19 protein-coding genes and 1 pseudogene are annotated in these 24,241 nt (G+C 41.1%); 16 read left to right on the forward strand and 4 right to left on the reverse strand.

The genetic code is table 11. From position 1 onward, the window contains the following. The first annotated feature begins 80 nt into the window (after window positions 1-80). The 4 genes from HGR01_RS19660 to HGR01_RS19675 all read left to right on the forward strand — a co-directional run bounded on the left by HGR01_RS19660 (window position 81) and on the right by HGR01_RS19675 (window position 10,670). Window positions 81-2,987 carry a filamentous hemagglutinin N-terminal domain-containing protein gene (locus tag HGR01_RS19660; RefSeq protein ID WP_045873961.1) on the forward strand — a complete coding sequence of 969 codons (2,907 nt, stop codon included), beginning with the start codon at window positions 81-83 and terminating at the stop codon, window positions 2,985-2,987. Window positions 2,988-3,061: 74 nt separating this feature from the next. Beyond that, entirely contained in the window at window positions 3,062-5,503 is a 2,442-nt protein-coding gene (locus HGR01_RS19665; protein ID WP_045873962.1) for a filamentous hemagglutinin N-terminal domain-containing protein, read from the forward strand. A gap of 64 nt (window positions 5,504-5,567) precedes the next feature. After that, the gene (locus HGR01_RS19670; protein ID WP_045873963.1) at window positions 5,568-8,069 is read left to right on the forward strand and encodes a filamentous hemagglutinin N-terminal domain-containing protein; all 2,502 of its coding nucleotides are present in this window, start codon (window positions 5,568-5,570) and stop codon (window positions 8,067-8,069) included. 129 nt (window positions 8,070-8,198) lie between these two features. Next, window positions 8,199-10,670: a hypothetical protein gene (locus tag HGR01_RS19675; protein ID WP_045873964.1), complete on the forward strand. Its 2,472-nt coding sequence runs from the start codon at window positions 8,199-8,201 to the stop codon at window positions 10,668-10,670. A 64-nt stretch (window positions 10,671-10,734) separates the two neighbouring features. Here HGR01_RS19675 and HGR01_RS19680 read toward each other — a convergent pair. Next, a pseudogene (locus HGR01_RS19680) lies at window positions 10,735-10,839 on the reverse strand (Uma2 family endonuclease); the annotation flags it as partial. A 112-nt stretch (window positions 10,840-10,951) separates the two neighbouring features. Here HGR01_RS19680 and argS point away from each other — a divergent pair. After that, window positions 10,952-12,718, forward strand: a complete 1,767-nt coding sequence (gene argS / locus HGR01_RS19685) for an arginine--tRNA ligase (RefSeq protein WP_045873965.1) — start codon at window positions 10,952-10,954, stop codon at window positions 12,716-12,718. Window positions 12,719-12,893: 175 nt separating this feature from the next. Here the strand turns inward: argS and HGR01_RS19690 are convergent, their stop codons facing one another. Further along, the gene (locus HGR01_RS19690; protein WP_045873966.1) at window positions 12,894-15,686 is read right to left on the reverse strand and encodes an ATP-binding protein; all 2,793 of its coding nucleotides are present in this window, start codon (window positions 15,684-15,686) and stop codon (window positions 12,894-12,896) included. A gap of 299 nt (window positions 15,687-15,985) precedes the next feature. Here HGR01_RS19690 and tmk point away from each other — a divergent pair, with 299 nt between their 5' ends. From tmk to HGR01_RS19745, 11 genes are all read left to right on the forward strand, one after another. Then, window positions 15,986-16,645, forward strand: coding sequence for a dTMP kinase (gene tmk, locus HGR01_RS19695; protein WP_045873967.1), 660 nt, complete (start codon window positions 15,986-15,988; stop codon window positions 16,643-16,645). 47 nt (window positions 16,646-16,692) lie between these two features. Next, window positions 16,693-16,830 carry a hypothetical protein gene (locus HGR01_RS19700; RefSeq protein WP_155539600.1) on the forward strand — a complete coding sequence of 46 codons (138 nt, stop codon included), beginning with the start codon at window positions 16,693-16,695 and terminating at the stop codon, window positions 16,828-16,830. 3 nt (window positions 16,831-16,833) lie between these two features. Then, on the forward strand, window positions 16,834-17,793 hold the full coding sequence (locus tag HGR01_RS19705) for a DNA polymerase III subunit delta' (RefSeq protein WP_045873968.1): 960 nt from the start codon (window positions 16,834-16,836) through the stop codon (window positions 17,791-17,793). 590 nt (window positions 17,794-18,383) lie between these two features. Next, window positions 18,384-18,638 (forward strand): CTB family bacteriocin, encoded by a 255-nt coding sequence (locus HGR01_RS19710; RefSeq protein ID WP_045873969.1) that lies wholly within the window; start codon window positions 18,384-18,386, stop codon window positions 18,636-18,638. A 117-nt stretch (window positions 18,639-18,755) separates the two neighbouring features. Further along, window positions 18,756-19,010, forward strand: coding sequence for a CTB family bacteriocin (locus HGR01_RS19715; RefSeq protein WP_045873970.1), 255 nt, complete (start codon window positions 18,756-18,758; stop codon window positions 19,008-19,010). 117 nt (window positions 19,011-19,127) lie between these two features. Next, entirely contained in the window at window positions 19,128-19,385 is a 258-nt protein-coding gene (locus HGR01_RS19720; RefSeq protein ID WP_045873971.1) for a CTB family bacteriocin, read from the forward strand. Window positions 19,386-19,491: 106 nt separating this feature from the next. Beyond that, entirely contained in the window at window positions 19,492-19,746 is a 255-nt protein-coding gene (locus tag HGR01_RS19725; protein ID WP_045873970.1) for a CTB family bacteriocin, read from the forward strand. 117 nt (window positions 19,747-19,863) lie between these two features. Then, window positions 19,864-20,121 carry a CTB family bacteriocin gene (locus HGR01_RS19730; RefSeq protein WP_045873971.1) on the forward strand — a complete coding sequence of 86 codons (258 nt, stop codon included), beginning with the start codon at window positions 19,864-19,866 and terminating at the stop codon, window positions 20,119-20,121. A 106-nt stretch (window positions 20,122-20,227) separates the two neighbouring features. Beyond that, window positions 20,228-20,482 (forward strand): CTB family bacteriocin, encoded by a 255-nt coding sequence (locus HGR01_RS19735; RefSeq protein WP_045873973.1) that lies wholly within the window; start codon window positions 20,228-20,230, stop codon window positions 20,480-20,482. Between the two features lie 106 nt (window positions 20,483-20,588). After that, the gene (locus tag HGR01_RS19740; RefSeq protein ID WP_045873974.1) at window positions 20,589-20,843 is read left to right on the forward strand and encodes a CTB family bacteriocin; all 255 of its coding nucleotides are present in this window, start codon (window positions 20,589-20,591) and stop codon (window positions 20,841-20,843) included. A 106-nt stretch (window positions 20,844-20,949) separates the two neighbouring features. Further along, window positions 20,950-21,204 (forward strand): CTB family bacteriocin, encoded by a 255-nt coding sequence (locus tag HGR01_RS19745; protein WP_045873975.1) that lies wholly within the window; start codon window positions 20,950-20,952, stop codon window positions 21,202-21,204. 452 nt (window positions 21,205-21,656) lie between these two features. Here the strand turns inward: HGR01_RS19745 and HGR01_RS19750 are convergent, their stop codons facing one another. Both HGR01_RS19750 and HGR01_RS19755 read right to left on the reverse strand, forming a co-directional pair. Next, window positions 21,657-22,349, reverse strand: coding sequence for a response regulator transcription factor (locus HGR01_RS19750; RefSeq protein ID WP_045873997.1), 693 nt, complete (start codon window positions 22,347-22,349; stop codon window positions 21,657-21,659). A 327-nt stretch (window positions 22,350-22,676) separates the two neighbouring features. Further along, window positions 22,677-23,783: a response regulator gene (locus HGR01_RS19755; protein WP_045873976.1), complete on the reverse strand. Its 1,107-nt coding sequence runs from the start codon at window positions 23,781-23,783 to the stop codon at window positions 22,677-22,679. Window positions 23,784-24,241: the final 458 nt, after the last annotated feature.

Below are 24,241 nucleotides of genomic sequence, written 5' to 3' on the forward strand. Positions count from 1 at the left end.
AACATAGAAAATGTGATAAATATTACTCAAACGGGAAGGATATATACGTAATAAAATATAAGATATTAAGATATAGTCTGATGAAATTAACTTTTGTGAGGTTTGCCGTTCTGGGTGCAATCTGCATCTGTGCTGTTGACAATCATAATGTTCACGCCCAAGTAACTCCCGATAACAGTCTCAACACAGATGTAACCAGTAGTAGTAATAGTTACTCCATCACCAACGGCACTCGTGTAGGCAACAATTTATTTCATAGCTTTAGTCAGTTCTCTATCCCTACAGGTAGTTCGGCATTATTTGACAATGCCGCAGACATCCAAAATATATTTAGCCGTGTCACGGGTGGTAACATTTCCCATATTGATGGTTTAATTCAAGCTAATGGTAACGCCAACTTATTTTTACTCAACCCATCCGGAATTATTTTTGGGCAAAATGCCAGCTTAAATATTGGCGGTTCATTTGTAGCGACGACAGCAAATAGTATTAAATTTGCCGATGGAGTAGAATTTAGTGCCACGAATCCCAGTGTTACGCCTTTGTTAACAATGAGTGTGCCGATTGGCTTGCAAATGGGTAGTAATACACAACCAATTCAAGTCAGTGGAAAAGGTAATGATGGGATTGTCCCGATCAATAATTTAGGAATAATCGGCAGTCCGACAAAGACCATTGCCTTAGTTGGTGGAGATATTAACTTGACAAGGGGTGTAATTACTGCACCAGCCGGTCGAATTGAAATCGGTGCTGTCGGAAGTGGGACAGTTAATTTAATCTCCACACCCACAGGATTACAGCTAGATTATGCACAAGTGCAAGATTTCCGCGATATTAACTTTACACAACGTTCCTCCTTGTGGAATCCTCATCCTGTAGGTAATCCATTTGGTGGGATTCAAGTAGTAGGGAGAGATATTCGCCTCGACCAATCACAAATTGCTGGTGCAATTGTTGGTAGTGGGCAGGGTAGTAATATTACCGTGAATGCAGAGCGATCGCTGTTTTTGGGTGGAATTAATGCCAATGCTTTTGCTCCCAGTGCTTGGATTGTGAATCAGGTGGCGCAGACAGCAACGGGAAATGGGGGAGCAGTCAAGATTCAAGCCGGACAGTTGACTTTAAAAGATGGTGCAGCGATTGAAACCTTGAGCCTGGGTAGGGGAGCAGCAGGTAAGGTAGAGGTAAAAGCAGATACAATTGCTATGAGTGGGACTGTTGCTGTCAAATCTCCTTTATTACCAACAGGAACTAGCAGTAGCCGTATTGCTAGTCAAACTTACGCATCAGGAAATGGAGGAGATGTGAATGTAGTAGCGCGTCAATTGCATCTGCAAGAAAGTGGCGTAATTACAACGGTTGTCTTTCCTAGTGCAACTGGGCGTGGGGGTGATATTTCCGTCAAGGTAGCAGAAGAGATGAAGGCGATATCAGCTCATCCGATCAGTTTTACTCCTAGTGGAATTAATGCTTATACATCAGGGACTGGTAATAGTGGCAATATCCACGTCTCTATAGGGAAATTACAGCTTTCAGATGGAGGGGATATTTTTACGTCTGCTATCCGGTTGGCGAGAATACCTGGGACGGGTAGTGGTAATGCGGGTGATGTCACAGTAGTAGCACAGCAATCCATAGACATGGTAGGTGTACACCCACTCTTACCAACAGTGGCTAGTGGTATCGGTAGCTTTACCACAGGTTCTGGGCATGGGGGTAATGTGTCTGTGACTACTCCAAATTTGACAATGCAGGCTGGAACTGTGTTGTCGGCGAGCAGCTTACCAGTGTTTGGCATATTTGGCGATGCTAAACAGTCCAATAATTTAGGAAATAGTGGTAATGTCAGTGTGAATGTGGCAGAACGCCTGATCATCACTGGCATCAATCAGTTTACTCAAGCTCCAACTTTGATCGGCAGTCTGACATTAGGCAATGGGGAAGCAGGTAATGTGACGATTCAAACCAATCAATTAGTTATCCACAATGGTGCATCAATCAACACCAGCACCCAAGCCACAGGCAATGCAGGGGCATTAATTATCCAGGCAAATGATATTTTAATAGAGGGGCAAAATGTCTTCAGTTCTTCCATTGCTGCCAGTGCGCCCATTGTCAATGAGACTGCCAGACAATTTTATGGTTTACCAGATGCTCCTACGGGTAATGCAGGTAGATTGAGCATTACAACCAACAGCCTCAAAGTCCGTGATGGTGCTTACATCAACCTAACCAACTCTGGAACAGGTAATGCGGGACAGTTAAGCATCCAAGCAGAGCAAATTTCTGTGGAAAATAGTCGTATTCGAGCAGCTACTGCCTCTGGGCAAGGTGGCGATATCAATTTAGATGTTGCAGACTTTCTCTTGCTTCGTAATGGCAGTACAATCACGACAGAAGCGGGCGGTAATGGCAACGGTGGCAATATTACCATTAATGCTCCTCTCATCGTCGGATTAGAAAATAGTGATATTGTTGCTAATGCCTTTCAAGGCAATGGCGGCAATATTGACATTACCACTCAGGGAATTATTGGTTTAGAATATCGTTCACAACTGACCAGTGAAAATGATATTACTGCTAGTTCAAAGTTTGGGGTGAATGGCACAGTAGAGATTAATAATGTTGGTGTTGATCCCAATTCGGGTTTAGTTGAACTACCCGCGAATATTACCAATACATCCCAACAAATTGCTACTGGATGCGCTGATACAAGTAGTAGTAGTTTTGTCGCCACCGGCAGGGGGGGAATACCACAAAATCCGACGCAAGATGTGAGGAGCGATCGCACTTGGTCTGATACTCGTGATATCTCTGCATTCCACACCACACAACCAGTACAAGCCCAAATACCTACACCTCCACAGGTGCTTGTGCAAGCGACTTCTTGGCATCGTAACGCCCAAGGTAAAATCGAGCTTGTTGCTGCAAAATCTCCCACATCTATGCAACCATCATTAACCTGTGCAGCTATTCCCAAAAATTAATTAAGGATTGCTGAAAGTTACTAATTTTACCAATAGGGCAAAACTAGATACACACTAAAAATTATTAATGAGTAATGAAAGTAATATTTGCTGGCTTAGGCTTAATTGGTGCAATCTTCGTATCTAATATTTATAACAGTAATGTTTACGCTCAAGTAATTCCTGATAGCACTCTCAATACATCTGTCACCGAGACTAATAACTATAACATCACCAACGGCAGCCGTGTCGGCAATAATTTATTTCATAGTTTTAGCCAATTCTCCGTTCCTAGCAACGGTTCAGCCGTTTTCAATAATGCCACAGATATCCAAAATATTTTTAGTCGCGTAACTGGTGGTAACGTTTCCAACATTAATGGTTCCATCCGCGCCCAAGGTAATGCCAATTTATTTTTAATCAACCCTGCCGGAATTATTTTTGGGCAAAATGCCAGCTTGAATATTGGTGGTTCATTTATAGGAACGACAGCCAATAGTATTAAATTTGCTGATGGAATTGAATTTAGTGCAGTGAATACTTCTGGTACATCCTTGTTGACAATGAGTGTACCAATTGGCTTGCAGATGGGACAAGTACCCGCAAATATTACTGTTCAAGGTACAGGATCTGCCTTAATTATCGGTAACAGTCAGGCTCCTGTAATTCGCGTTCCTAGCCCAACCAAATTACAAGTACAGCCTGGAAAAACTCTAGCACTGGTGGGTGGTAATCTGAGTTTAAATGGAGCTACCCTCAGTGCTGAACAAGGGCAAATAGAATTGGGTAGTTTAGGCGGTACCGGATTAGTTAGTTTAGTCCCCACTACTCTAGGCTATACATTGGAGTATGAGAATGATCAAAGTTTTGCTGACATTCAACTCATGCAGAAATCTCTTTTAGATGTCAGTGGTTTCAATTCCGGTTCTGTTCAAGTTCGGGGTAAAGAGATTCAATTTAGCGATCGCTCACTGATTTTGGCACAAAATTTCGGTAATCTCCCTGGTGGCAACTTGCATCTTCAGTCATCCGCCGGAATTGATCTGACTGGTGCATTCAGCGGGATTCGGAGTGAAAACGTTGGCGTGGGTACTGGCGGGAATATCAGCGTCATTACTCCTCGATTAAGCATCCAGGAGGGAGGGCTATTAAGTAGCAATACTTATGGAGCATCTGCCAGTGGCAATATTCAGATCGATGCCACAAAACTAGACATATCTGGCTTCTCGCCCCTCAATTCAAATGGTAGTGTTATTAATACCAGTACATTAGGTTCTGGTAATGCTGGTAATATCTCCGTCAGTGGCGATAGTTTACTTATATCCGATGGTGGCGGACTCTCTTCAATATCGCGCGGTATTGGTTCCAGTGGTGAGGTGATGATTCGCAACCAGGATACTATTGTGCAGAGTAGCAGTAATTCCATCCTCAACACCAGAATTAGCTCAACCACCTTCAGCACTGGCAATGCTAAAACCTTGACGCTGGATACTGCTAGATTACGATTGATTAATGGGGGAACAATTGGTACAAGTTCATTTTTTGTCGGTCATGGAGGAGATATTCGGATTAATGCCACAGAATCTATTCAAGTTAGTGGTCGCAATCAGATAAATCCGAGCGCCATTGCCTCCTCTAGCACGCGTCTAAACCCAGCATTACAAAAATTATTCGGCATTCCTAATAATAATCTGACTGCTGATGCAGGTACAGTAAGTATCACAACGCCCTACCTATTACTAAAGGATGGCGGAACTGTGAGTGTGACCAATCAAGGTAGTGGCAATGGTGGGAGCATCAATATCACCGCAAATACTATCCAATTAAAAAATCAAGCTGTGTTCGAGGCACAGACAGCATCTGGTAATGGTGGTAACATTGGGTTACAAGTTGGCAAATTGTTACTATTGCGCGAGAGTAGCCAAATCACTGCAACAGCCCAAGGTAATGGGAATGGGGGTAATATTAGTATTGATGCACCCATCCTGGTGGGATTAGAAAACAGTGACATCATTGCCAACGCCGTGCAAGGAAAGGGTGGCAACATTGCCATTACAACTCAAGGAATTATTGGTTTAGAGTTCCGTAATACCCTGACTCCCAGAGTTGACCTGACCAATGACATTACTGCTAGTTCTGAATTTAACGTCAATGGCACAGTAGAAATTAATAACCTTGGTGTTGACCCCAATTCTGGTTTAGTGACATTACCAGCAAATGTCAGCGATTCATCGCAGCAAATCGCTAGTGGTTGTTCTAATAATACTGGTAGTAGTTTTGTCGCTACAGGGCGGGGTGGAATCCCACAAAATCCCACGCAAGATGTGAGGAGCGATCGCACTTGGTCTGATGTACGCGATATCTCTGCATTCTACAAAACTGGTAATGTGACTGCCCAAATACCGACAACACCACAAGTTCTTATACAGGCTACTTCCTGGCATCGCAACGCAATGGGCAAAATTGAATTGGTTGCAGATAACTCTCCCAATCAGATGCAACCAGCATTAACCTGTGCTGTTGTTCCTAAAATTTAATCATGTTATTGTTCATACCTTTATGGGAACTTTAACTCTAACGAGTTCAATTAAGGTATTCGTGATGAGAATTAACTACAAAGAATCAAATCTCTGGTTTCAATTGTTGTTAACAGCCTTGACCACTGGCTTGTTCACTTGGGACATATCATCAGCCTTGGCTCAGGTAACATCGGATGGCACAACTAACACTACTGTCAACGCCAATGGAAATGATTTTTTTATTCTCAATGGTATTGAGAAAGGAAATAATTTATTTCACAGCTTCAGTAATTTCTCAGTACCGACAGGTGGCAGTGCCACCTTTGATTTAACCAATACGCCAAATATTATAACGATATTTAGCCGAGTCACAGGTGGTAATGTTTCTAATATAGACGGGTTAATTCGGACGCTCAGTAGCAATAATAACCCAGTCAGTTTATTTTTGATGAATCCTTCGGGGATTATATTCGGGCCAAATGCCAGCCTAAATATCGGTGGTTCCTTCGTCGGAACAACAGCAAGTAGTATTAAATTTAGCGATGGAACAGAATTTAGTGCAGTCAATTCCACTGAAGCACCGTTGTTAACCATGAGTGTACCCGTGGGGTTGCAAATGGGGCAGAATCCAGGAAAAATTACTGTAGAAGGGAATGGACATCGCCTGACTAGCGGAATTTTTACCCCGGCAGATCGCAGCAATAATCCTATTGAGTTACAAGTAGAGATAGGCAATACACTGATGCTCATCGGTGGTGCAGTTAATTTTTCCGGTGGGATTGTTAGCACTAATGGAGGTGGACATCTAGAAGTAGGGAGTGTGAGCGAGAGTCAAGTCAAACTCAAACCTACTATTACAGGATGGCAGGGAGATTATTCAGCAGTACAAAAATTCAACAATATCCACCTTGCAAACCAATCGCTGCTTGATGCCAGTGGTAGCAATGGCTCGATTCAACTGCAAGGGCGAAATATCAACTTGAGCGATGGTTCTGCGATTTTGCTGCAAAACTTAGACGCACAAACTTCTGGCGGAATTACACTCAAGGCAACTGAGTCCCTGAATCTCACGGGGAATATCACCGATGGCAGTATTGGAAGTATTATCCAAAGTGATAATTTAGGAACGGGTCAAATAGGTGATATAACCATCTCTGCCAAACAGCTATCCATCCAAAATGGTGGACAAATCGCTACCAAGATATTTAATCAAGGCTCTGGTGGCAATATTAAAGCCAATATTGCAGACTTAATCGTTTTAGATGGTTTTGCCCCCAGCAATGGTAACAAGTCTAGTTTGGCAACATACACATTGAGTTCTACCCATGCAGGCAATCTTACAGTCTCATCTGGCAACGTCAAGCTTTTGGATGGAGCTATTTTCTCTGTCACCGCAGGTGCAGGAAAAAGTGGGATAGTGCAAATTAATGCAAAAGATCTAATCGAAATAGCGGGAAACAACCCTATCACACTTTCACCAACTACCATAGGTTCATCAACGGTAAGTTCTGGCAATGCCGATGATACATTAATCAACACATCCAGATTAGTGGTTCGAGATGGGGGATTTCTAGGGTCTACTACCCTGACTACTGGTTCGGCTGGTAGTGTCATAATTAACGCTTCTGAGTACGTGCGTATTCAGGGTACAGCCGCAGGTTCAGTATTACCGAGCCGCATTGTTTCCAATGCCGAGATAGCCGATCCCATCACTCAAGCTGTCTTTGGATTCCCTCCCTTTCCCAAAGGTGACGCAGGTTCTCTCACTATTAACACACCTTCATTGCAGGTCAAAGATGGGGCATATGCATCTGTGCGAAACGAGGGACTCGGTAACGCGGGGGATTTGCGAATTAACGCTAACTCGATTTTTCTAGATAACCAAAGTAGTATCACTGCATCAACCGCCTCTGGAAATGGCGGAAATGTCGGATTAAGTTTGCAAGATTATCTGTTAATGCGGCATGGTAGCTTTATTTCTGCTACTGCTGCGAGTACAGGGAATGGTGGGAACTTGTCAATTAATGCACCTGTGATTATTGGGTTAGAAAACAGCGATATCATCGCCAATGCTGTTCAAGGTCGTGGTGGCAATATTGACATCTCCACACAAGGTGTTATTGGTCTAGAGTTTCGCAATACCCTGACTCCTCGCACAGACCAAACAAATGATATCACTGCTAGTTCCCAGTTTAATGTCAACGGCACAGTAGACATTAATAATATTGGTGTTGACCCTAATTCTGGCTTAGTTGAATTACCTGCAAATGTAACTGATTCATCTAAGCTTATTGCTACAGGTTGTTCTAATAACAATGGGAGTAGTTTTGTCGCCACAGGTCGGGGTGGGATACCAGAAAATCCCACTCAAGAAGTGAGGAGCGATCGCACTTGGTCTGATACCCGTGATATATCTGCGTTCCACAAAACACAATCAGTACCAGAGCAAATACCTACGAAACCACAAGTTCTTGTGCAAGCAACTGGCTGGCGACGTAACGCCAACGGCAAAATTGAGTTAGTTGCTAATCAATCACCTAGTCAGGTACAAGCAGCATTAACCTGTGCTGCAGTTGCTAAATAATATAATTAGGTATTCAATTACAGAGTCTTTAAACTCAAGGATATTGCTATGTCCTCCAGTGAATTTAGTTTAGCGAAAGCCAAACAAGTTTTTGGTTTAACTACATTTATTTAGTATCAACATTAATAAATGGAAGAATTAATGCAACTCAGTCATCAATTAGCAATTGCAGCCGCCAATAATATCGATACGACACCAGAATTATTAACAGAATTAGCAACTCATCAAGATATAAAAATTCGTCAAGCTATAGCCGGAAATCCTAATACACCTATAGATGTATTATTTCAACTAGCAGAAGAATTTCCTATAGAGTTTATTAAAAATCCGATTCTACCTTTATTACAGTTAGAAAATACTAATTTTTATACAACAATTCCCTATAGAGTTGTTCTAAATATTTTAGCTTCTGAAGATGCTCCTGAAGAATGGTTAATCGCCTTTGCCACTACTGGATATTATGATTATTTATTGGTAATTGTGCAAAATCCTCAAACCAGCAAGCAAGTACTGCAATTAGTGGCAGAAAATCAATATTGCAGTGATTATATTCGACGATTAATAGAAATGCATGTAAATATTGCCCAAGAAATGCCGTCAGGTTGGCAAGAATATGCAGATCATAAATTACAAGATATTCTTGATAGTATTGCATCTAGATTTTACAATACTGGAGAACTGGGATGTAATTCTTATAACAATGTTAAAGGAGAATATTATCAATTTACCTTTTGGCTATTGGGAATTGGGCCTAAGTTGCAACTTGCTAAAGCTTCAGAATATGTTCGGGAAGCTATCGCTAAATTTAGCGATACTCCCCCAGAATATTTACGAGAATTATTAAGTTTAAAAATTAAAATTACCACAATTATTGAAGTAGCCAAAAATAAAAACACACCTGTTGAATGTTTAATTGAACTTGTCAATCATAATTCTAGGGTAGTACGGGAAGCGGCGATGAGAAATCCTAGTTTACCAAGGTCAATAGTTAATAATTTTTTCCAAGAACGATGTTTAGTAACAAATCCGCATACAGTAGTAGAAAAATTACGAGAACTATGTACGAGTAGATGGTCATTTATTCGCGCCAGAGTTGCAAAGCATCCAAATTTAGAGTTAAGCGATTTAGAAAAATTAGCGCGATCGCCTGAATGGAGAATCAGGGTAGCTGTTGCTAGTCATCCTCGTGCTGATATGCATATACTCAAACATCTTACTCAAGATAAAAGCATTCTAGTACGTCGAGCAGTGGCGTTAAATAGCCAAACACCTCAAGCCTCTCTGGAAAAATTATCGCGCGATCGCCATGTCTATGTACGTGCTAATGTGGCTAAAAATCCTCATACCCCATCAGAGATTTTACTACTTCTTTACCAAGAGCAAGATAGGCGTATACTGCAAAATCTTGCTTTGAATCCAGCTACTCCACAAGAATTAAGAGCGCAATTACAATTACAGCATATTCAAAGCAAATCTAATTATATTTATCTCTGGCTGAGACTGTTTAGCGCCCCTTACAATTATCCAGGAATTGAAATAAAAGAACTACCTAGTCAAGAACAATATGACATAGCCGCAAGTGCAATTACACCAATCCCTCAATTATTGGAATTGATTAAGATTGTACCCGATGATATTTATTGGGAGGCGGTACATAATATTTGGCAACAAGTAGTTTGCAATCCCGATGTGTCTGCAGAATTATTACTACAAATTTTAGATATTCGTAGTGTAGATATATATGCAGCCGTAGCTTCTCATCCCCATATATCCGATGAAATTTGCTACAAAATAGCCAACACAAAATTCAGAGACTTAAGTGGCTATAGACTGCGGTTACTAATGCTGCAAAATCCCAATATATCATTAGACTTTATAGAAAAGTCATTGTTTGATATAACTTCAGAAGTTCGCCAAACTGCATTAATCAAATACCAGGAAAAATTCGCCCATAACCATCATCAAAGCTTTTTTTTAGCATATAACGCAGCTATCAGCGAGCAGACTCCCATCGAAACATTAATTGAACTAGCCAAACATAAATCTGTACTGATTCGCGAAGCTGTTGCTCAAAACTCTCGCTTAGTAGCAGCATATAGTGATTTTGTCAAAGCTAGAAATTGTCTAAAAAGGCTAGCACAAGATAAAAATCAATCGGTGAGGCTAGCAGTTGCTAACAACATTAATACTCCAATTCCTATACTAGAAATTCTGGCTAAAAATTATCAATATACGCCCGGTATATATACTCGTTATCAACGTCACCATAACCGTAAAGAACATAAAATTTTTGTAGTCGCAGTCAAAAAACTCATACAAATTGCTCCGGAAATCGCCAGTAAATATCTAGTTCAATATATAGAACCAAATTGTCGCACTATCGATTCAATACCATTTCGGTTAGCTATTCTTCAAAATTTCCCAGTACCTAGCGAATATTTTTTACAAAGATTAAAAACATTATATTTATTTACTTGGTATGAACGTTATCTCATCGCCCAAAATCCGCAAACATCAACAGAAATTGTGCAAATTTTGGTGAAAGATAGCAATAGAGTTGTACGCGCCGCAGCAAAAGCAAGATTAAATGAAAAATCATAAAATTATCACTATTAATGTAATATTCATTTGAAAGATGAGTAGCGGGGGCACGGCACCAGTAAGATAAATTAGGAATGAGATTTTGCAGTTCTTTATCCACTGGGGTATCGTCAGAATCGGGAAATTCTGCCGATGATGGCAGACAGTCAAGGGGGTTGTACTGTACCATGACAGTCTGGAATTAGTAATGGTAACCATATTTTAGGGTTAAAATAATCAAGCTCCTGAGAGTATCTACCTTTCAACGGTCACATTACGCCTGTTACAGATAACATTTATATATGAACGCTACACAAGAAAAACTCAAACAACAATTTGCACAGGCCTTGGTGGCTGCGTTTGGCGCTGAGTATGCTGGCGTAGATCCGATTTTGGTGACTGCTAGCAATCCTAAGTTTGGTGATTATCAGGCGAATGTGGCTTTATCCCTGAGTAAAAGGCTAGGAAAACAACCCAGACAAATTGCAACTGCGATCGCAGATAATTTAGATGTGTCAGAAATCTGCGAAGCACCAGAAATTGCTGGCCCGGGATTTATCAATCTCAAGCTGAAAACGTCATACCTGGAAGCACAAATCAACGCTATTCACGCTGATTCGCGATTAGGTGTACCCACCGCCAAAACACCACAGCGCGAAATTGTCGATTTTTCCAGCCCCAATATTGCTAAGGAAATGCACGTTGGGCATTTGCGCTCAACTATTATTGGTGATAGTATTGCCCGGATTTTGGAATTTCAGGGACATGATGTTTTGCGGTTAAACCATGTGGGTGATTGGGGTACTCAATTTGGGATGTTAATCACCTACCTGCGGGAAGTTTACCCAGAAGCCTTGACTACTGCTAATGCTTTAGATATCGGCGATTTAGTCAGTTTTTACCGCAAAGCCAAGCAACGCTTTGATGCAGATGAAACATTCCAAGAGACAGCGAGACAGGAAGTTGTCAGATTACAAGCAGGTGCGGAAGATACAATCCATGCTTGGAAATTGCTGTGCGAACAATCAAGACAGGAATTTCAGGTAATTTATGATTTGCTAGATGTTCAGGTAACAGAACGGGGCGAGTCTTTCTACAACCCCTTACTACCAGGAATTGTGGAAGATTTAGAAAAATCTGGATTACTGGTAGAAAACCAAGGGGCGAAGTGTGTATTCTTGGAAGGGTTTACTAACAGAGAAGGTGAACCTTTGCCTTTGATTGTGCAAAAATCTGATGGTGGTTATAACTATGCAACAACAGATTTAGCCGCCCTGCGCTACCGAATTCAAAAAGATGAAGCGAAGCGCATAATTTATATAACAGATGCTGGACAATCAAATCACTTTGCCCAATTCTTTCAAGTAGCACGCAAAGCCGGATGGATTCCCGATGATGTGGAATTGATTCATGTACCTTTTGGTTTGGTGCTTGGGAAAGATGGTAAGAAGTACAAAACTCGTTCAGGAGATACAGAACGGTTACGGGATTTGTTAGATGAAGCAGTTTCTCGTGCGCGTGCAGATTTAGAAGTGAGATTAAAAGAAGAAGGGCGCGAAGAAACTGAAGAATTCATTAATAAAGTTGCTGAGGTAGTTGGTATTAGTGCAGTTAAATATGCTGACTTAAGCCAAAACCGCACCAGTAACTATATTTTCAGCTATGATAAAATGCTGGATCTTAAAGGCAATACAGCACCTTATATGCTATATGCTTATGCACGGATTCAGGGAATTAGTCGCAAGGGTGATATTAACTTTGAGGAGTTAGGTGAAAATGTCAAAGTTCTGTTGCAACATGAAACAGAATTAGCACTGGCAAAATATTTACTGCAACTCGATGAAGTTATTAATACTGTAGAGCAAGACTTAATGCCCAATCGGTTATGTGAGTATTTGTACGAACTGAGTAAGAAGTTTAATCAGTTTTATGACAAAGATCACGGTGTTCCGATACTAATTGCGGAGGAACCTTTGCGGACATCTCGTTTAGTTCTGTGTGATTTAACGGCTAGAACCCTCAAGTTAGGTTTATCACTGTTAGGAATTGAGGTGTTAGAAAGAATGTAGAGTGTGACACGACTAAAATAGTGCATAAAAAAACTCTTGTGGGATGGGTGTCTCACCCGTCCAGGGCGGACAAGATGTCCACCCCACAAGAAAAATTATTGCAACATTTTAGCTGTGTCAATCCACTACAAACTTTGGCAAGATTTTGATACGTGAGGCCGATCGCATCGCCATATCAATTATCTACGGGATTTTGATGTAGAGGAATTTCGATTGTAAATTCTGTGCCTTCACCAATCGTAGAATGACACTGTAATTTACCACGATGTTTTTCACTAATAATTTTATAACTAATAGATAAACCTAAGCCTGTACCTTTACCTATCGGCTTGGTAGTAAAGAAAGGTTCAAATAATCGCTGGCGGATATGTTCGGGAATTCCCGCACCATTATCGCTAATTTTAATTACAGCCTGTTGACTTGGGGATAATAGAGTTGTGATAGAAATCTGTAAATTTTGCGGTTTTTGATGAGCGATAAATGTTTCTTCTAAAGCATCAATAGCATTAGCCAAAATATTCATAAATACTTGATTAAGCTGCCCAGGATAGCATTCTACTAAAGGCAGATTACCGGATTGTTTAATAATTACTATTTCTGGACGTTTATCATTGGCTTTGAGACGATGTCCCAAAATCATTAAAGTACTGTCAATACCTGCATGAATATCTACTGCTTTCATTTCTGCTTCATCTAAGCGAGAAAAATTCCGCAGGGATAAAACAATTTCTGTGATTCTTGCAGTGCCGATTTTCATAGAACTGAGTAATTGTGGTAAATCGGCAAGCATAAAATCAATATCAATGGCATTAGCAAAGGCTTGAATTTCTGGCGTGGGATTGGGATAATGCTGTTGATAAAGTTGCAGTAATTTATATAAGTCTTGAATATATTCAATAGCAGGAGTCAGATTACCAGAAATAAAATTAACTGGGTTGTTAATTTCATGGGCGACTCCGGCTACTAACTGTCCTAAGCCAGACATCTTCTCACTTTGGATTAATTGGCTGGCTAATTGTTGGGCTTCTGCTTTCAATTCTGCTTCTGAATGTCGCAATATTTCTTCTGCTTGTTTGCGTTTTGTAATATCGTGGAGAATCACAACATATTCTTGAAAATATTGATGGGGACGATCAGAAATCGCAACTTCTAAAATTGTGTTGCTACCGTTGGCGGTAAAAGTTTGTTCACTGCGTTTTGTCCATTGTTGTGGATTTGTAACTAATGTTGGTAGCCATTTATTAAGGTGTTTTCCTAACAAATCTGCTGGATTTACATGAAATAACAATTCTGTGGCGGGGTTGGCTTGGAGAATAATCCCTTTTTCATCGGTGACGAGAATAGCATCTTGGGCGATTGTAAATAGATGTTCGGCTGCTTCTCGTGCTTCTGCGATCGCCACTACTTGCGGTAAACTTGTCCAACAGGCGATCGCTACTCCTACAAATGTGATCGTCATCAGTAAGACAATAAATAAATTCTCACCCCCCATATTTGCGGCTTGATTCAGCTGGAAACCAAATAACCAACCAACTGCAACAGCGCTACATAACAGAAAAATCAGGATGCTTACCTGAAGCATAACTGAATCTTGGGCAATGATTGTCGGGCGAGAGCGATCGCGTTTGATCCACCAAAGGGGATGAAAAGGCGGAACATTAACGCGGCTAATTGTGGCATCAATGCCAATAATCCCAATCGGAAGCAATAAACCCATGAGAAATTCTCGCCATCCCCAAGCTAAACCCCCTACGAACAGAACTACAACTTCTACTAATAAAATACCTAGTGTGATTCGTGGGAATAACACTTCTGGTTTGTGCCGTTGTAGCCAGATTCCTAGCTGTACCGCCATAATCGAGATAAACCAGCCAACATTACCCACAACCACAATTGCAGCGACATTTCCCCAAATTAAGCACCCAAGGCTAAGTACGAGTGTTAATCCCAAAGCCGGGCCAAATACACCCCAACGAGAAACTACGGCAAACACAGGTGAGAGATATTGATCGCGTGCTAGTTGATACAGAATACGGGGACAGTTAGAAACCACAGTTGCACAAGCCAAAAGACAAGCAGCCGTGAGTAAAAAGGTGATCATCAAGCCAGCTATATCTCCCCAGAAGGGTTTGGCAGCAGCTAGCAAGTTTAAAAAAGCGCTATCCTTCAGGTTGGCAGCTGTAGCTAACCGCATTACTACCCAGGATGCACCAAGATAAATTGGTAACATTAACCAAGCTGCAACCTTGAGGCTAAACAGTGTCTTGGTAGGATGTTGACTATCAGCGACAAAGGAAGCAGCGGTTTCGCAAGCATAAGTTGCATAGGTGACATAAAGAAACCACTTGGCCCAATCGCCAAAGCCAATCAATGACAAATGATTTGGAAAAAAGCCAGGACTCTCGGATGAGAAGGCTAACCAGCCAAGTCCTTGAAAAGCAAAGATGAGCAGCAGACCAAAGGCTGGCAGTACGAAAAATAAGTGTAAAATACTCAGGGCACGAGTGCCGCTAAATGCCAAGACAAAAGGCAGCAGTGTCAAGGCAATTTCTAGTGCTAACTTTGGGAAGGTAAGATTTAACGTCGCTAAATTTACTTCTATTAAGTCCGTGAGGACAATGGCGTTAACTGGTAATACTGATACCCAACTAAAATAATATCCCAATGCACTATAGCGAGCTAACCCTGGGTAGCGCTTCAGCAACTTACTAGCATAGTTAGGAGTTCCTCCAGCAACATTCTGGAAATGAAATCCCAAATGCTGCATTTGATAGTTAAGTAGCATTCCACAGAGGACGGCGGGAATCCAGACAAAGATAGCTTGAGAACCTAATGCTGCATGAATGGCGGGAATCACGGCTATCCACAAGATATGACCTGTTAGACCAAAACCCCAAGTTTCTAACGAACTTAAGCTTCTAGTTAAGTTTCCATTGAGAGATGGGTTAACAGGGGCAAAATCAGACATGATGACAGACCTGGGAATGTTCTAGTTCGGACTATTGATATAGAGTTCCCATTGACTAGTTAAAACAGCCATTTTTTGCAGCTAAATTTATTAGAAATTCGCAAAACAGTTAATATCTATCAGTTAAGGAGTAAGAAGGAGATAAACGAGAAAAAAAGAAATCAAAAACCTTGAACCCTTTCCCCAAATACCATTTAAGTTTAAAATCCTTAACCTAGGTACACGAACACGCATGAAAATATCTCTTTCCAGTCAACAGTCATCCGTCAACACTATTTACAAGTCAGTATATTAACAGCATGGTTGGCAAATTAATCGTATTTGAAGGGGTAGAAGGCTGCGGTAAAACTAGCCAAATGCAGCTTTGTCAAGCATGGTTGCAAAGCTTGGGTGTTTCTGTAGTCCTGACAAGGGAACCCGGGGGAACAGAATTAGGTTTGGATTTGCGCCGCTTGTTGCTAGAAAAGGCGGATAATAAACCGATCGCAGAAGTGACAGAATTATTGTTATATGCAGCTGACAGAGCGCAACACGTAGAACAAGAGCTGAAACCCCATTTAGCACAAGGGAAATATATTTTATGCGATCGCTATATTGAATCTACCATTGCCTATCAAGGTTATGGTCGGCGTTTAAATATGAGTTTAATTGAGCAATTGAATTATATTGCTACTGGTGGTTTACTCAGCGACCTGACTATTTGGTTAGATGTTGATGTCGAAATTGGACTGGCCCGAAAAAGGGGAGATGAGCAAGCATTTGACCGCATCGAACAAGAAACCATCGCCTTTCATCAGCGAGTACAGCAAGGCTACGCAGCATTAGCCGCAGCTTATCCCAAAAGAATTATTCGCATCGATGGCACTTTGAGTAAGGAAATTGTACACCAAACAATTCAACAAGTTTTGCGCGTAGACGCGGAGCAGCTTGTCGCCAGACATCGCCTATCGTGGGAGTAGGGATTGGGGACTGGGGAACTCGGGGCCCCCTCTGGGGATAAGGGGTAATGGGGATTGGGGGAGATGAGGGAGATGAGGGAGATGAGGGAGATGAGGGGGATGAGGGAGAAATACCAAACACCAAACACCCAATTACCAATTACCCATTACCAATTACCTATTACCAAATGACAAATGACAAATGACCAATGACAAATGATCCATTTGCACCACTTATAGGTCAACAGCAAGCGATAGAGTTACTGACTCAGGCTGTGAAACAAAATCGTGTTGCACCAGCTTATCTATTTGTGGGGACGGATGGGGTGGGACGGAGTTTAGCCGCAAGGTGCTTTATTGAGTTGCTATTTGCTAGTGATGTAGAGACAAAATTAAGTGGATTTTTACATAATCGCTTGCTGCAAGGTAACCACCCGGATGTATTGTGGGTAGAGCCAACTTACCAATATCAAGGTCAAAGGCTAACAGCAAAGGAAGCAGCAGATAAAGGTGTGAAGCGTAAAGCACCACCTGTTATTAGGTTAGAGCAAATTCGAGAAATTACTGAGTTTCTCGGCCGTCCGCCGTTAGAAGCGTCAAGAAATATAGTGGTGCTGGAACAAGCAGAAACAATGGCGGAAGCAGCAGCCAATGCTTTGCTGAAAACCTTGGAAGAACCAGGAAAGGCGACATTAATTTTAATTGCACCCACACCTGACGCTGTATTACCAACATTAGTGTCACGCTGTCAACGCATTCCGTTTTATCGCTTAGATGGAGCCTCTTTAGCTGAAGTACTCACTCAATCTGGACGTGGAGAAGTTTTGCAAAATCCAGCATTGCTGAGTATAGCAGCAGGTAGCCCAGGAAGTGCGATCGCATCTTACGAGCAATTACAAAATATTCCCCCTGAACTACTCGAAGCGGTGAAAAAAGCACCTGCATCATACCGTCAGGCTTTGGAGTTAGCTAAAGCGATTGATAAAGATTTAGATACAGAAGCGCAACTCTGGTTAGTTGATTATCTTCAGCAATTTTACTGGCATAAATGGTATCGCGTAGGCATTATTCAACAGCTAGAAAAAGCGCGTAAATCTCTACTTTGCTACGCCCAACCGCGTTTGGTTTGGGAATGTACTTTATTAGCATTGTATCAACAATGCCAGTAGTGAAGGGATGGGGAATGGGGAATGGGGAATGGGGAATGGGTAATTGGTAATTTGGTGTTTGGTATTTCTCCCTCATCTCCCTCATCTCCCTCAATACTTGTCGGTTAAGGGCAAAAGGGGAAGGGGAAAAGGGGCAAGAAAAAACCTTTAACCCTTACCCTTTCTCCTGCGGAGACGCTACGCGAACACCTTTTCCCCAAACCAAATTTCAACTTGAAAATCCTTAACCGAGCAGTATTGTCATCTCCCTCATCTCCCCCAATCCCCATTACCCCTTATCCCCAGAGGGGGCCCCGAGTTCCCCAGTCCCCAATCCCCAGTCTGCTGACGACAAGCCACTGCGTGTCTACGCTTCAGCAAATTACCTCATCTTTCGATATCCAACTTTAGTTGGAGATAGTTTGATTGAGATCCATCTTTTGGTAATCCAAACTTTCTGCCGATGCTTCCCTTTGGCAGATTTCCTACTATAAACACATGAAGCGAAACGAAAAGCGCAGCGAAAACAAACCAAAGTAAAACAAATTATAACCTGGTTTCTACAAGCTGCAAAATCTCAAAAATCACACAATTAACAAGGAACAAAAATCATGTCTCACGAAATCAAAAACATCGTTGCTGTTGAACTTTCTGAAGATGAATTAGATAACGTTGCTGGTGGATTTGGAATAATTCTTGGTGACGGACAAAGCCTTACTTTAGGTACTGGTGCCACCTTCCAACAAAAAAATCTAGCAGTTGCTCAACAAACATTTGCAGGCCCTAACGGTGCTGGTACAACAACTTTGATTAACGCTCAAGAAATCTTCAGCGATGCTGGTCAAGTCCTAACTGTTGGTAACTAATTATCCCTCTAAAAACCTGGTTAGCTCACAACTCAATAGTTTATCAACACCAGGTTATCTCTTCTATCTCTCATTTGAAATTACACATTAACTGATTAAATTGCAAGGAACAAAATCATGTCTAACGAAATTAAAAACATTGCTGCTATTGAACTTTCTGAAGATGAATTAGATAACGTTGCTGGTGGATTTGGAATAGTTCTTGGTGATGGACAAAACCTCTCCTTAGGTACTGGTGCCACCTTCCAACAAAAAAATCTGGCAGTAGGTCAACAAACAGTTGCAGGGCCTGGCGGTGCTGGTACTACCACTTTGGTTAATGCTCAAGAAATCTTCAGCAATGCCGGACAAGTACTAACTGTTGGTAACTAATTCTTAAAGTTACAAACCTGGTTTGGTCAAAATTAAATATTTCATCATACCAGGTTCTCTCTTCTATCTTTCATTTGAAATTACACATCAACTCATTAAATTGCAAGGAGCAAAATCATGTCTAACGAAATCAAAAACATCGCTGCTGTTGAATTATCTGAAGATGAATTAGATAACGTTGCTGGTGGATTTGATGGAATTGTTCTGGGTGGCGGACAAAATCTTGGTCTATTTACCAATAGCAGCTTCCAACAAAAAAATCTGGCAGTAGGTCAACAAACAGTTGCAGGGCCTGGTGGTGCTGGTACAACAACTTTGGTTAACGCTCAAGATATCATCAGCAGTGCTGGTCAAGGGCTGTTCGTAGGTCAATAATTCTCATCATTAACAACCTGGTTAATATCTCATGAATACCAGGTTCTCCCTTCTATCTCTCATTTGAAATTACACATTAACTGATTAAATTGCAAGGAACAAAATCATGTCTAACGAAATTAAAAACATTGCTGCTATTGAACTTTCTGAAGATGAATTAGATAACGTTGCTGGTGGATTTGGAATAGTTCTTGGTGATGGACAAAACCTCTCCTTAGGTACTGGTGCCACCTTCCAACAAAAAAATCTGGCAGTAGGTCAACAAACAGTTGCAGGGCCTGGCGGTGCTGGTACTACCACTTTGGTTAATGCTCAAGAAATCTTCAGCAATGCCGGACAAGTACTAACTGTTGGTAACTAATTCTTAAAGTTACAAACCTGGTTTGGTCAAAATTAAATATTTCATCATACCAGGTTCTCTCTTCTATCTTTCATTTGAAATTACACATCAACTCATTAAATTGCAAGGAGCAAAATCATGTCTAACGAAATCAAAAACATCGCTGCTGTTGAATTATCTGAAGATGAATTAGATAACGTTGCTGGTGGATTTGATGGAATTGTTCTGGGTGGCGGACAAAATCTTGGTCTATTTACCAATAGCAGCTTCCAACAAAAAAATCTGGCAGTAGGTCAACAAACAGTTGCAGGCCCTGGTGGTGCTGGTACTACAACTTTAGTTAATGCTCAAGATATCATCAGCAGTGCTGGTCAAGGTTTGTTTGTTGGTCAATAATTCTCATCATAAATAACCTGGTTAATATCTCATGAATACCAGGTTATCTCTTCTATCTCTCATTTGAAATCACACATTAATTGATTAAATTGCAAGGAGCAAAATCATGTCTAACGAAATTAAAAACATCGCTGCTGTTGAATTATCTGAAGATGAATTAGATAACGTTGCTGGTGGATTTGGAATTGTTTTAGGTGGCGGTCAAAGTCTTGGTTTAGTCACTGGTAGCAGCTTTGAACAAAAAAATCTGGCAGTAGGTCAGCAAACAGTTGCAGGCCCTGGTGGTGCTGGTACTACAACTTTAGTTAATGCTCAAGATATCATCAGCAGTGCTGGTCAAGGTTTGTTTGTTGGTCAATAATTCTCATCATAAATAACCTGGTTAATATCTCATGAATACCAGGTTCTCCCTTCTATCTTTCATTTGAAATTACACATTAACTGATTAAATTGCCAGGAGTAAAATCATGTCTAACGAAATTAAGAACATTGCTGCTGTTGAATTATCTGAAGATGAATTAGATAACGTTGCTGGTGGATTTGGAATTGTTTTAGGTGGCGGTCAAAGTCTTGGTTTAGTCACTGGTAGCAGCTTCCAACAAAAAAATCTGGCAGTAGGTCAACAAACAGTTGCAGGCCCTGGTGGTGCTGGTACAACAACTTTGGTTAACGCTCAAGATATCATCAGCAGTGCTGGTCAAGGGCTGTTCGTAGGTCAATAATTCTCATCATTAACAACCTGGTTAATATCTCATGAATACCAGGTTTTCCCTTCTATCTCTCATTTGAAATTACACATTAATTCATTAAATCGCAAGGAGTAAAATCATGTCTAACGAAATTAAGAACATTGCTGCTGTTGAATTATCTGAAGATGAATTAGATAACGTTGCTGGTGGTTTTGGAATTGTTTTAGGTGGTGGTCAAAGTCTTGGTTTAGTCACTGGTAGCAGCTTTGAACAAAAAAATCTGGCAGTAGGTCAACAAACAGTTGCAGGGCCTGGTGGTGCTGGTACTACCACTTTGGTTAATGCTCAAGATATCATCAGCAGTGCTGGTCAAGGTTTGTTTGTTGGTAACTAATTCTTAGAGTTACAAACCTGATTTGGTAAAATTTAGGTATTTTATCAAATCAGGTTATCTCTTCCAAATCACATTTAAATTCTCAGATAAATTTATACAAAATCAAATAATATTTGTGACACATCAATAATATTCTAGAGGGCAAGGCAGTGCCCATTGTACAAATACCTCGCGCCCTCATCCCCTAACCCCTTCTCCCGCAGGAGAAGGGGAACTAAATCTCTGGCTCCCTTCTCCCCGTGGAAGAGGGGCTGGGGGTGAGGGCGAAACCTTGCACAAGAGCGGGTTTCACATTAAGTTGACACCACTGGGCAGTGCCTTGCCCCTAAAATCTGGCGCATTTTTTTAAATTGGTATTATTAATCTGAATGTGATTTTAATAAGCTTCTGCACAACCCCTTTCAAATAATGAGAGGGGTTTTGATATTTTTGTGTATATGTTGAATGAAAAATTACGAATTATTTGAGGTTTCAGTGTTTTCTAACCAACTGCGGTAGGAATTAGCAACGATCGCAGCTTGGGTGCGATCGCGCAGGTTCATTCTCGTTAAAATATGTGTGATGTGATTTCTCACGGTTCCTTCAGATAAATGCAGGTTTTGGGCAATTTCGCGGTTATTTGCGCCTGCTGCTAGCAATAACAATACTTCTCGTTCTCTGTCTGTTAATTGTGTTAAGCCTGGTGGTAATGGCTTGGATGAGTTTGCCTTTGTCAAAGAGTTTTCTGCAATCACTTTTTCGACAATTCCCGGCCCAAATTGGGTATAGCCTTGGTGAACTGATTGAATTGCTTTGGCAAGTTCATCGGCGGGAGTATCTTTTAACAAATATCCCTTAGCACCAAAACGCAGCGCTTCGGCAACATAATCTGTATCGTTAAATGTAGTCAGAACCAAAACTTTAATATCTGGAAATTGCTGACAAATTATCTTTGTAGCCTGTACACCATTCATCTCAGGCATTCGGATATCCATCAGCACTACATCAGGAAATTGGTTAATTTGCTGTAATGTTTTCAGTTGTGCGATCGCACTTTTGCCATTATTTGCCTCACCCACCACTTGCAAACCCGGCTTTGACTCCAAAAGCGTCTTCAAACCCTGCCGCACAATTTCTTGATCTTCAACAAGTAAGACTTTAATCAAGTTGGGCATGGGGGATGGGGCATGGGGCATTGGGCATTGAGTGTTTGGTGTTAGATGTTTAGTATTAGGCATTTATTATTTCTCCCTCTGCTTCCTTATCTTCCCAATATGGTTGGGTTAGGAATTTTTCGTCATGATTTTGGGGTTGTGGAGACGCGATGAATCGCGTCTCTACAAGATTTAAACGTCAATTGATTTGTTTTAGCAAACCTTATTGCTCCCTCATCCCCCTCATCTCCCTCATCTCCCCAATCCCCATTACCCCTTATCCCCAGAGGGGGCCCCGAGTTCCCCAATCCCCAGTCCCCAATCCCCAGTCCCCAGTCCCTACTCCTCCCCCCTGGGAAAGTGTGCCATAATTCGGCACCCAGCACTGGGTTTACTGAAGATATCTAGCTGTCCGCCCATTGCGGCGGTGCGTTCGCGCATTCCTTGCAGTCCGAAGCCTGTCACGGCTTGATCGGAATCGAAGCCTTGGCCGTTATCTTGCAGTAACAGTAATAATCCATCATTTCTGGTTTGGATTTTGATTTGTACTTTTGTGGCGTTGGCATATTTATAAATATTAGTTAATCCTTCCTGAATAATGCGAAATACTACATGATTCACGGTATTAGATAAGGGTTGTGATAAATCAATTTCGCAGTCTGGTTGGATATCGGTGAGGTGAGAAAATTCCTCGGCAAGGTTGGCGATCGCAGTTTCGAGTAATTGTCCTTGGAGTGGATCGGAACGAATGGCGGAAACTGATTCTCTCACTTCTCTCAGGGCTGCGGAACCAAGTTTTTTGGCTTCGACTAAAAACTGCCATGCCCGTTCAGAATCGCTGTGCCAAAGTGTTAACACTGTTTCCATTTGCACATTTAGCGCTACTAAAGAATGTCCCAAAGAATCATGGATATCGCGGGCGATGCGATTGCGTTCTTCTAGGGCTACCATTTCCTCAATCCGTTGATTTAGCGCCCGTTCTTGTTCAAGCGATCGCCTGAGTTCTGCTTCTTGTTCTTGTAAGCGCTGATTTTGTTCTTGGAGTTGCAATTGTAAGCGGCAAAGTTTTAGCTGTACTTCGATGCGGGCGAGAACTTCTTCAATTTGAAAAGGTTTAGTAATAAAATCTACACCACCCACAGCAAAGGCTTTGACTTTATCGAATACCTCATTTAAAGCACTAATAAAAATTACAGGAATTTCTTGTGTTTGGGGGTCAGATTTAAGATGCTCACACACTTCATACCCACTCATTCCTGGCATACTAATATCGAGCAAAATTAAATCTGGTGGTTGAGCTTTGATGCCAATTAATGCCATCGCACCATTAGTAACACTCCGCACTTCATAACCTTGTTCTGTCAGCATTGCTGATAGTAAACGCAGGTTATCTAGGGTGTCATCAATGATGAGAATATCTCCTTTGCTGGACTGGGTAATTTGCATACTTCTCAACTGGCTCAGAGAATCATTAATTATCGCTCTCAGATATTTTACAATTTAAATTTATTAAAATGTTTTACTTTATTGTTTTTCATTACAAAGGAAATTGCTAATTGGTCATGGGTCAGAATTTTAATAAATTTTATTAATCAAATGAGATTGCTATACTGAAATTAATTTTATTAGCAGGATTCACAAACTTTTCGTGAATACATTCTACAATTTACATTTATTAATATTTTTGACGGTTATGTGTAAGGTTTTTAGCTGGAATCAAAAAAGTTGAGACTGGCTGCATAATTTTTTTGAGACTAGCTGATAAATAAGTTCGCTTTCAGAGGCTGATAAGGAACTGGTAAATAAAAAGCAGAGGAGGCAGAAACAATTATGGTCTTCTATCCGAAAATTGGATAATTTAATTTCTGGAAATCCCCAAGTAAAAAATGTAGCAATCTTAAATG

The organism is Tolypothrix sp. PCC 7712, from assembly GCF_025860405.1.
In the GTDB taxonomy this organism is placed as follows: Bacteria; Cyanobacteriota; Cyanobacteriia; order Cyanobacteriales; family Nostocaceae; genus Aulosira; species Aulosira diplosiphon.

Bases quoted from the DNA above. Each gene is read 5' to 3' on its own strand.
- HGR01_RS19705 (WP_045873968.1), top strand. From the start codon at position 16,834: ATGACAAATGATCCATTTGCACCACTTATAGGTCAACAGCAAGCGATA.
- HGR01_RS19740 (WP_045873974.1), top strand. From the start codon at position 20,589: ATGTCTAACGAAATTAAGAACATTGCTGCTGTTGAATTATCTGAAGAT.
- HGR01_RS19690 (WP_045873966.1), bottom strand. From the start codon at position 15,686: ATGTCTGATTTTGCCCCTGTTAACCCATCTCTCAATGGAAACTTAACT.
- HGR01_RS19715 (WP_045873970.1), top strand. From the start codon at position 18,756: ATGTCTAACGAAATTAAAAACATTGCTGCTATTGAACTTTCTGAAGAT.
- HGR01_RS19710 (WP_045873969.1), top strand. From the start codon at position 18,384: ATGTCTCACGAAATCAAAAACATCGTTGCTGTTGAACTTTCTGAAGAT.
- HGR01_RS19675 (WP_045873964.1), top strand. From the start codon at position 8,199: ATGGAAGAATTAATGCAACTCAGTCATCAATTAGCAATTGCAGCCGCC.
- HGR01_RS19755 (WP_045873976.1), bottom strand. From the start codon at position 23,783: ATGCAAATTACCCAGTCCAGCAAAGGAGATATTCTCATCATTGATGAC.
- HGR01_RS19730 (WP_045873971.1), top strand. From the start codon at position 19,864: ATGTCTAACGAAATCAAAAACATCGCTGCTGTTGAATTATCTGAAGAT.
- HGR01_RS19700 (WP_155539600.1), top strand. From the start codon at position 16,693: ATGGGGATTGGGGGAGATGAGGGAGATGAGGGAGATGAGGGAGATGAG.
- HGR01_RS19745 (WP_045873975.1), top strand. From the start codon at position 20,950: ATGTCTAACGAAATTAAGAACATTGCTGCTGTTGAATTATCTGAAGAT.
- HGR01_RS19670 (WP_045873963.1), top strand. From the start codon at position 5,568: ATGAGAATTAACTACAAAGAATCAAATCTCTGGTTTCAATTGTTGTTA.
- HGR01_RS19725 (WP_045873970.1), top strand. From the start codon at position 19,492: ATGTCTAACGAAATTAAAAACATTGCTGCTATTGAACTTTCTGAAGAT.
- tmk (WP_045873967.1), top strand. From the start codon at position 15,986: ATGGTTGGCAAATTAATCGTATTTGAAGGGGTAGAAGGCTGCGGTAAA.
- HGR01_RS19660 (WP_045873961.1), top strand. From the start codon at position 81: ATGAAATTAACTTTTGTGAGGTTTGCCGTTCTGGGTGCAATCTGCATC.
- HGR01_RS19665 (WP_045873962.1), top strand. From the start codon at position 3,062: ATGAAAGTAATATTTGCTGGCTTAGGCTTAATTGGTGCAATCTTCGTA.
- HGR01_RS19735 (WP_045873973.1), top strand. From the start codon at position 20,228: ATGTCTAACGAAATTAAAAACATCGCTGCTGTTGAATTATCTGAAGAT.
- HGR01_RS19720 (WP_045873971.1), top strand. From the start codon at position 19,128: ATGTCTAACGAAATCAAAAACATCGCTGCTGTTGAATTATCTGAAGAT.
- argS (WP_045873965.1), top strand. From the start codon at position 10,952: ATGAACGCTACACAAGAAAAACTCAAACAACAATTTGCACAGGCCTTG.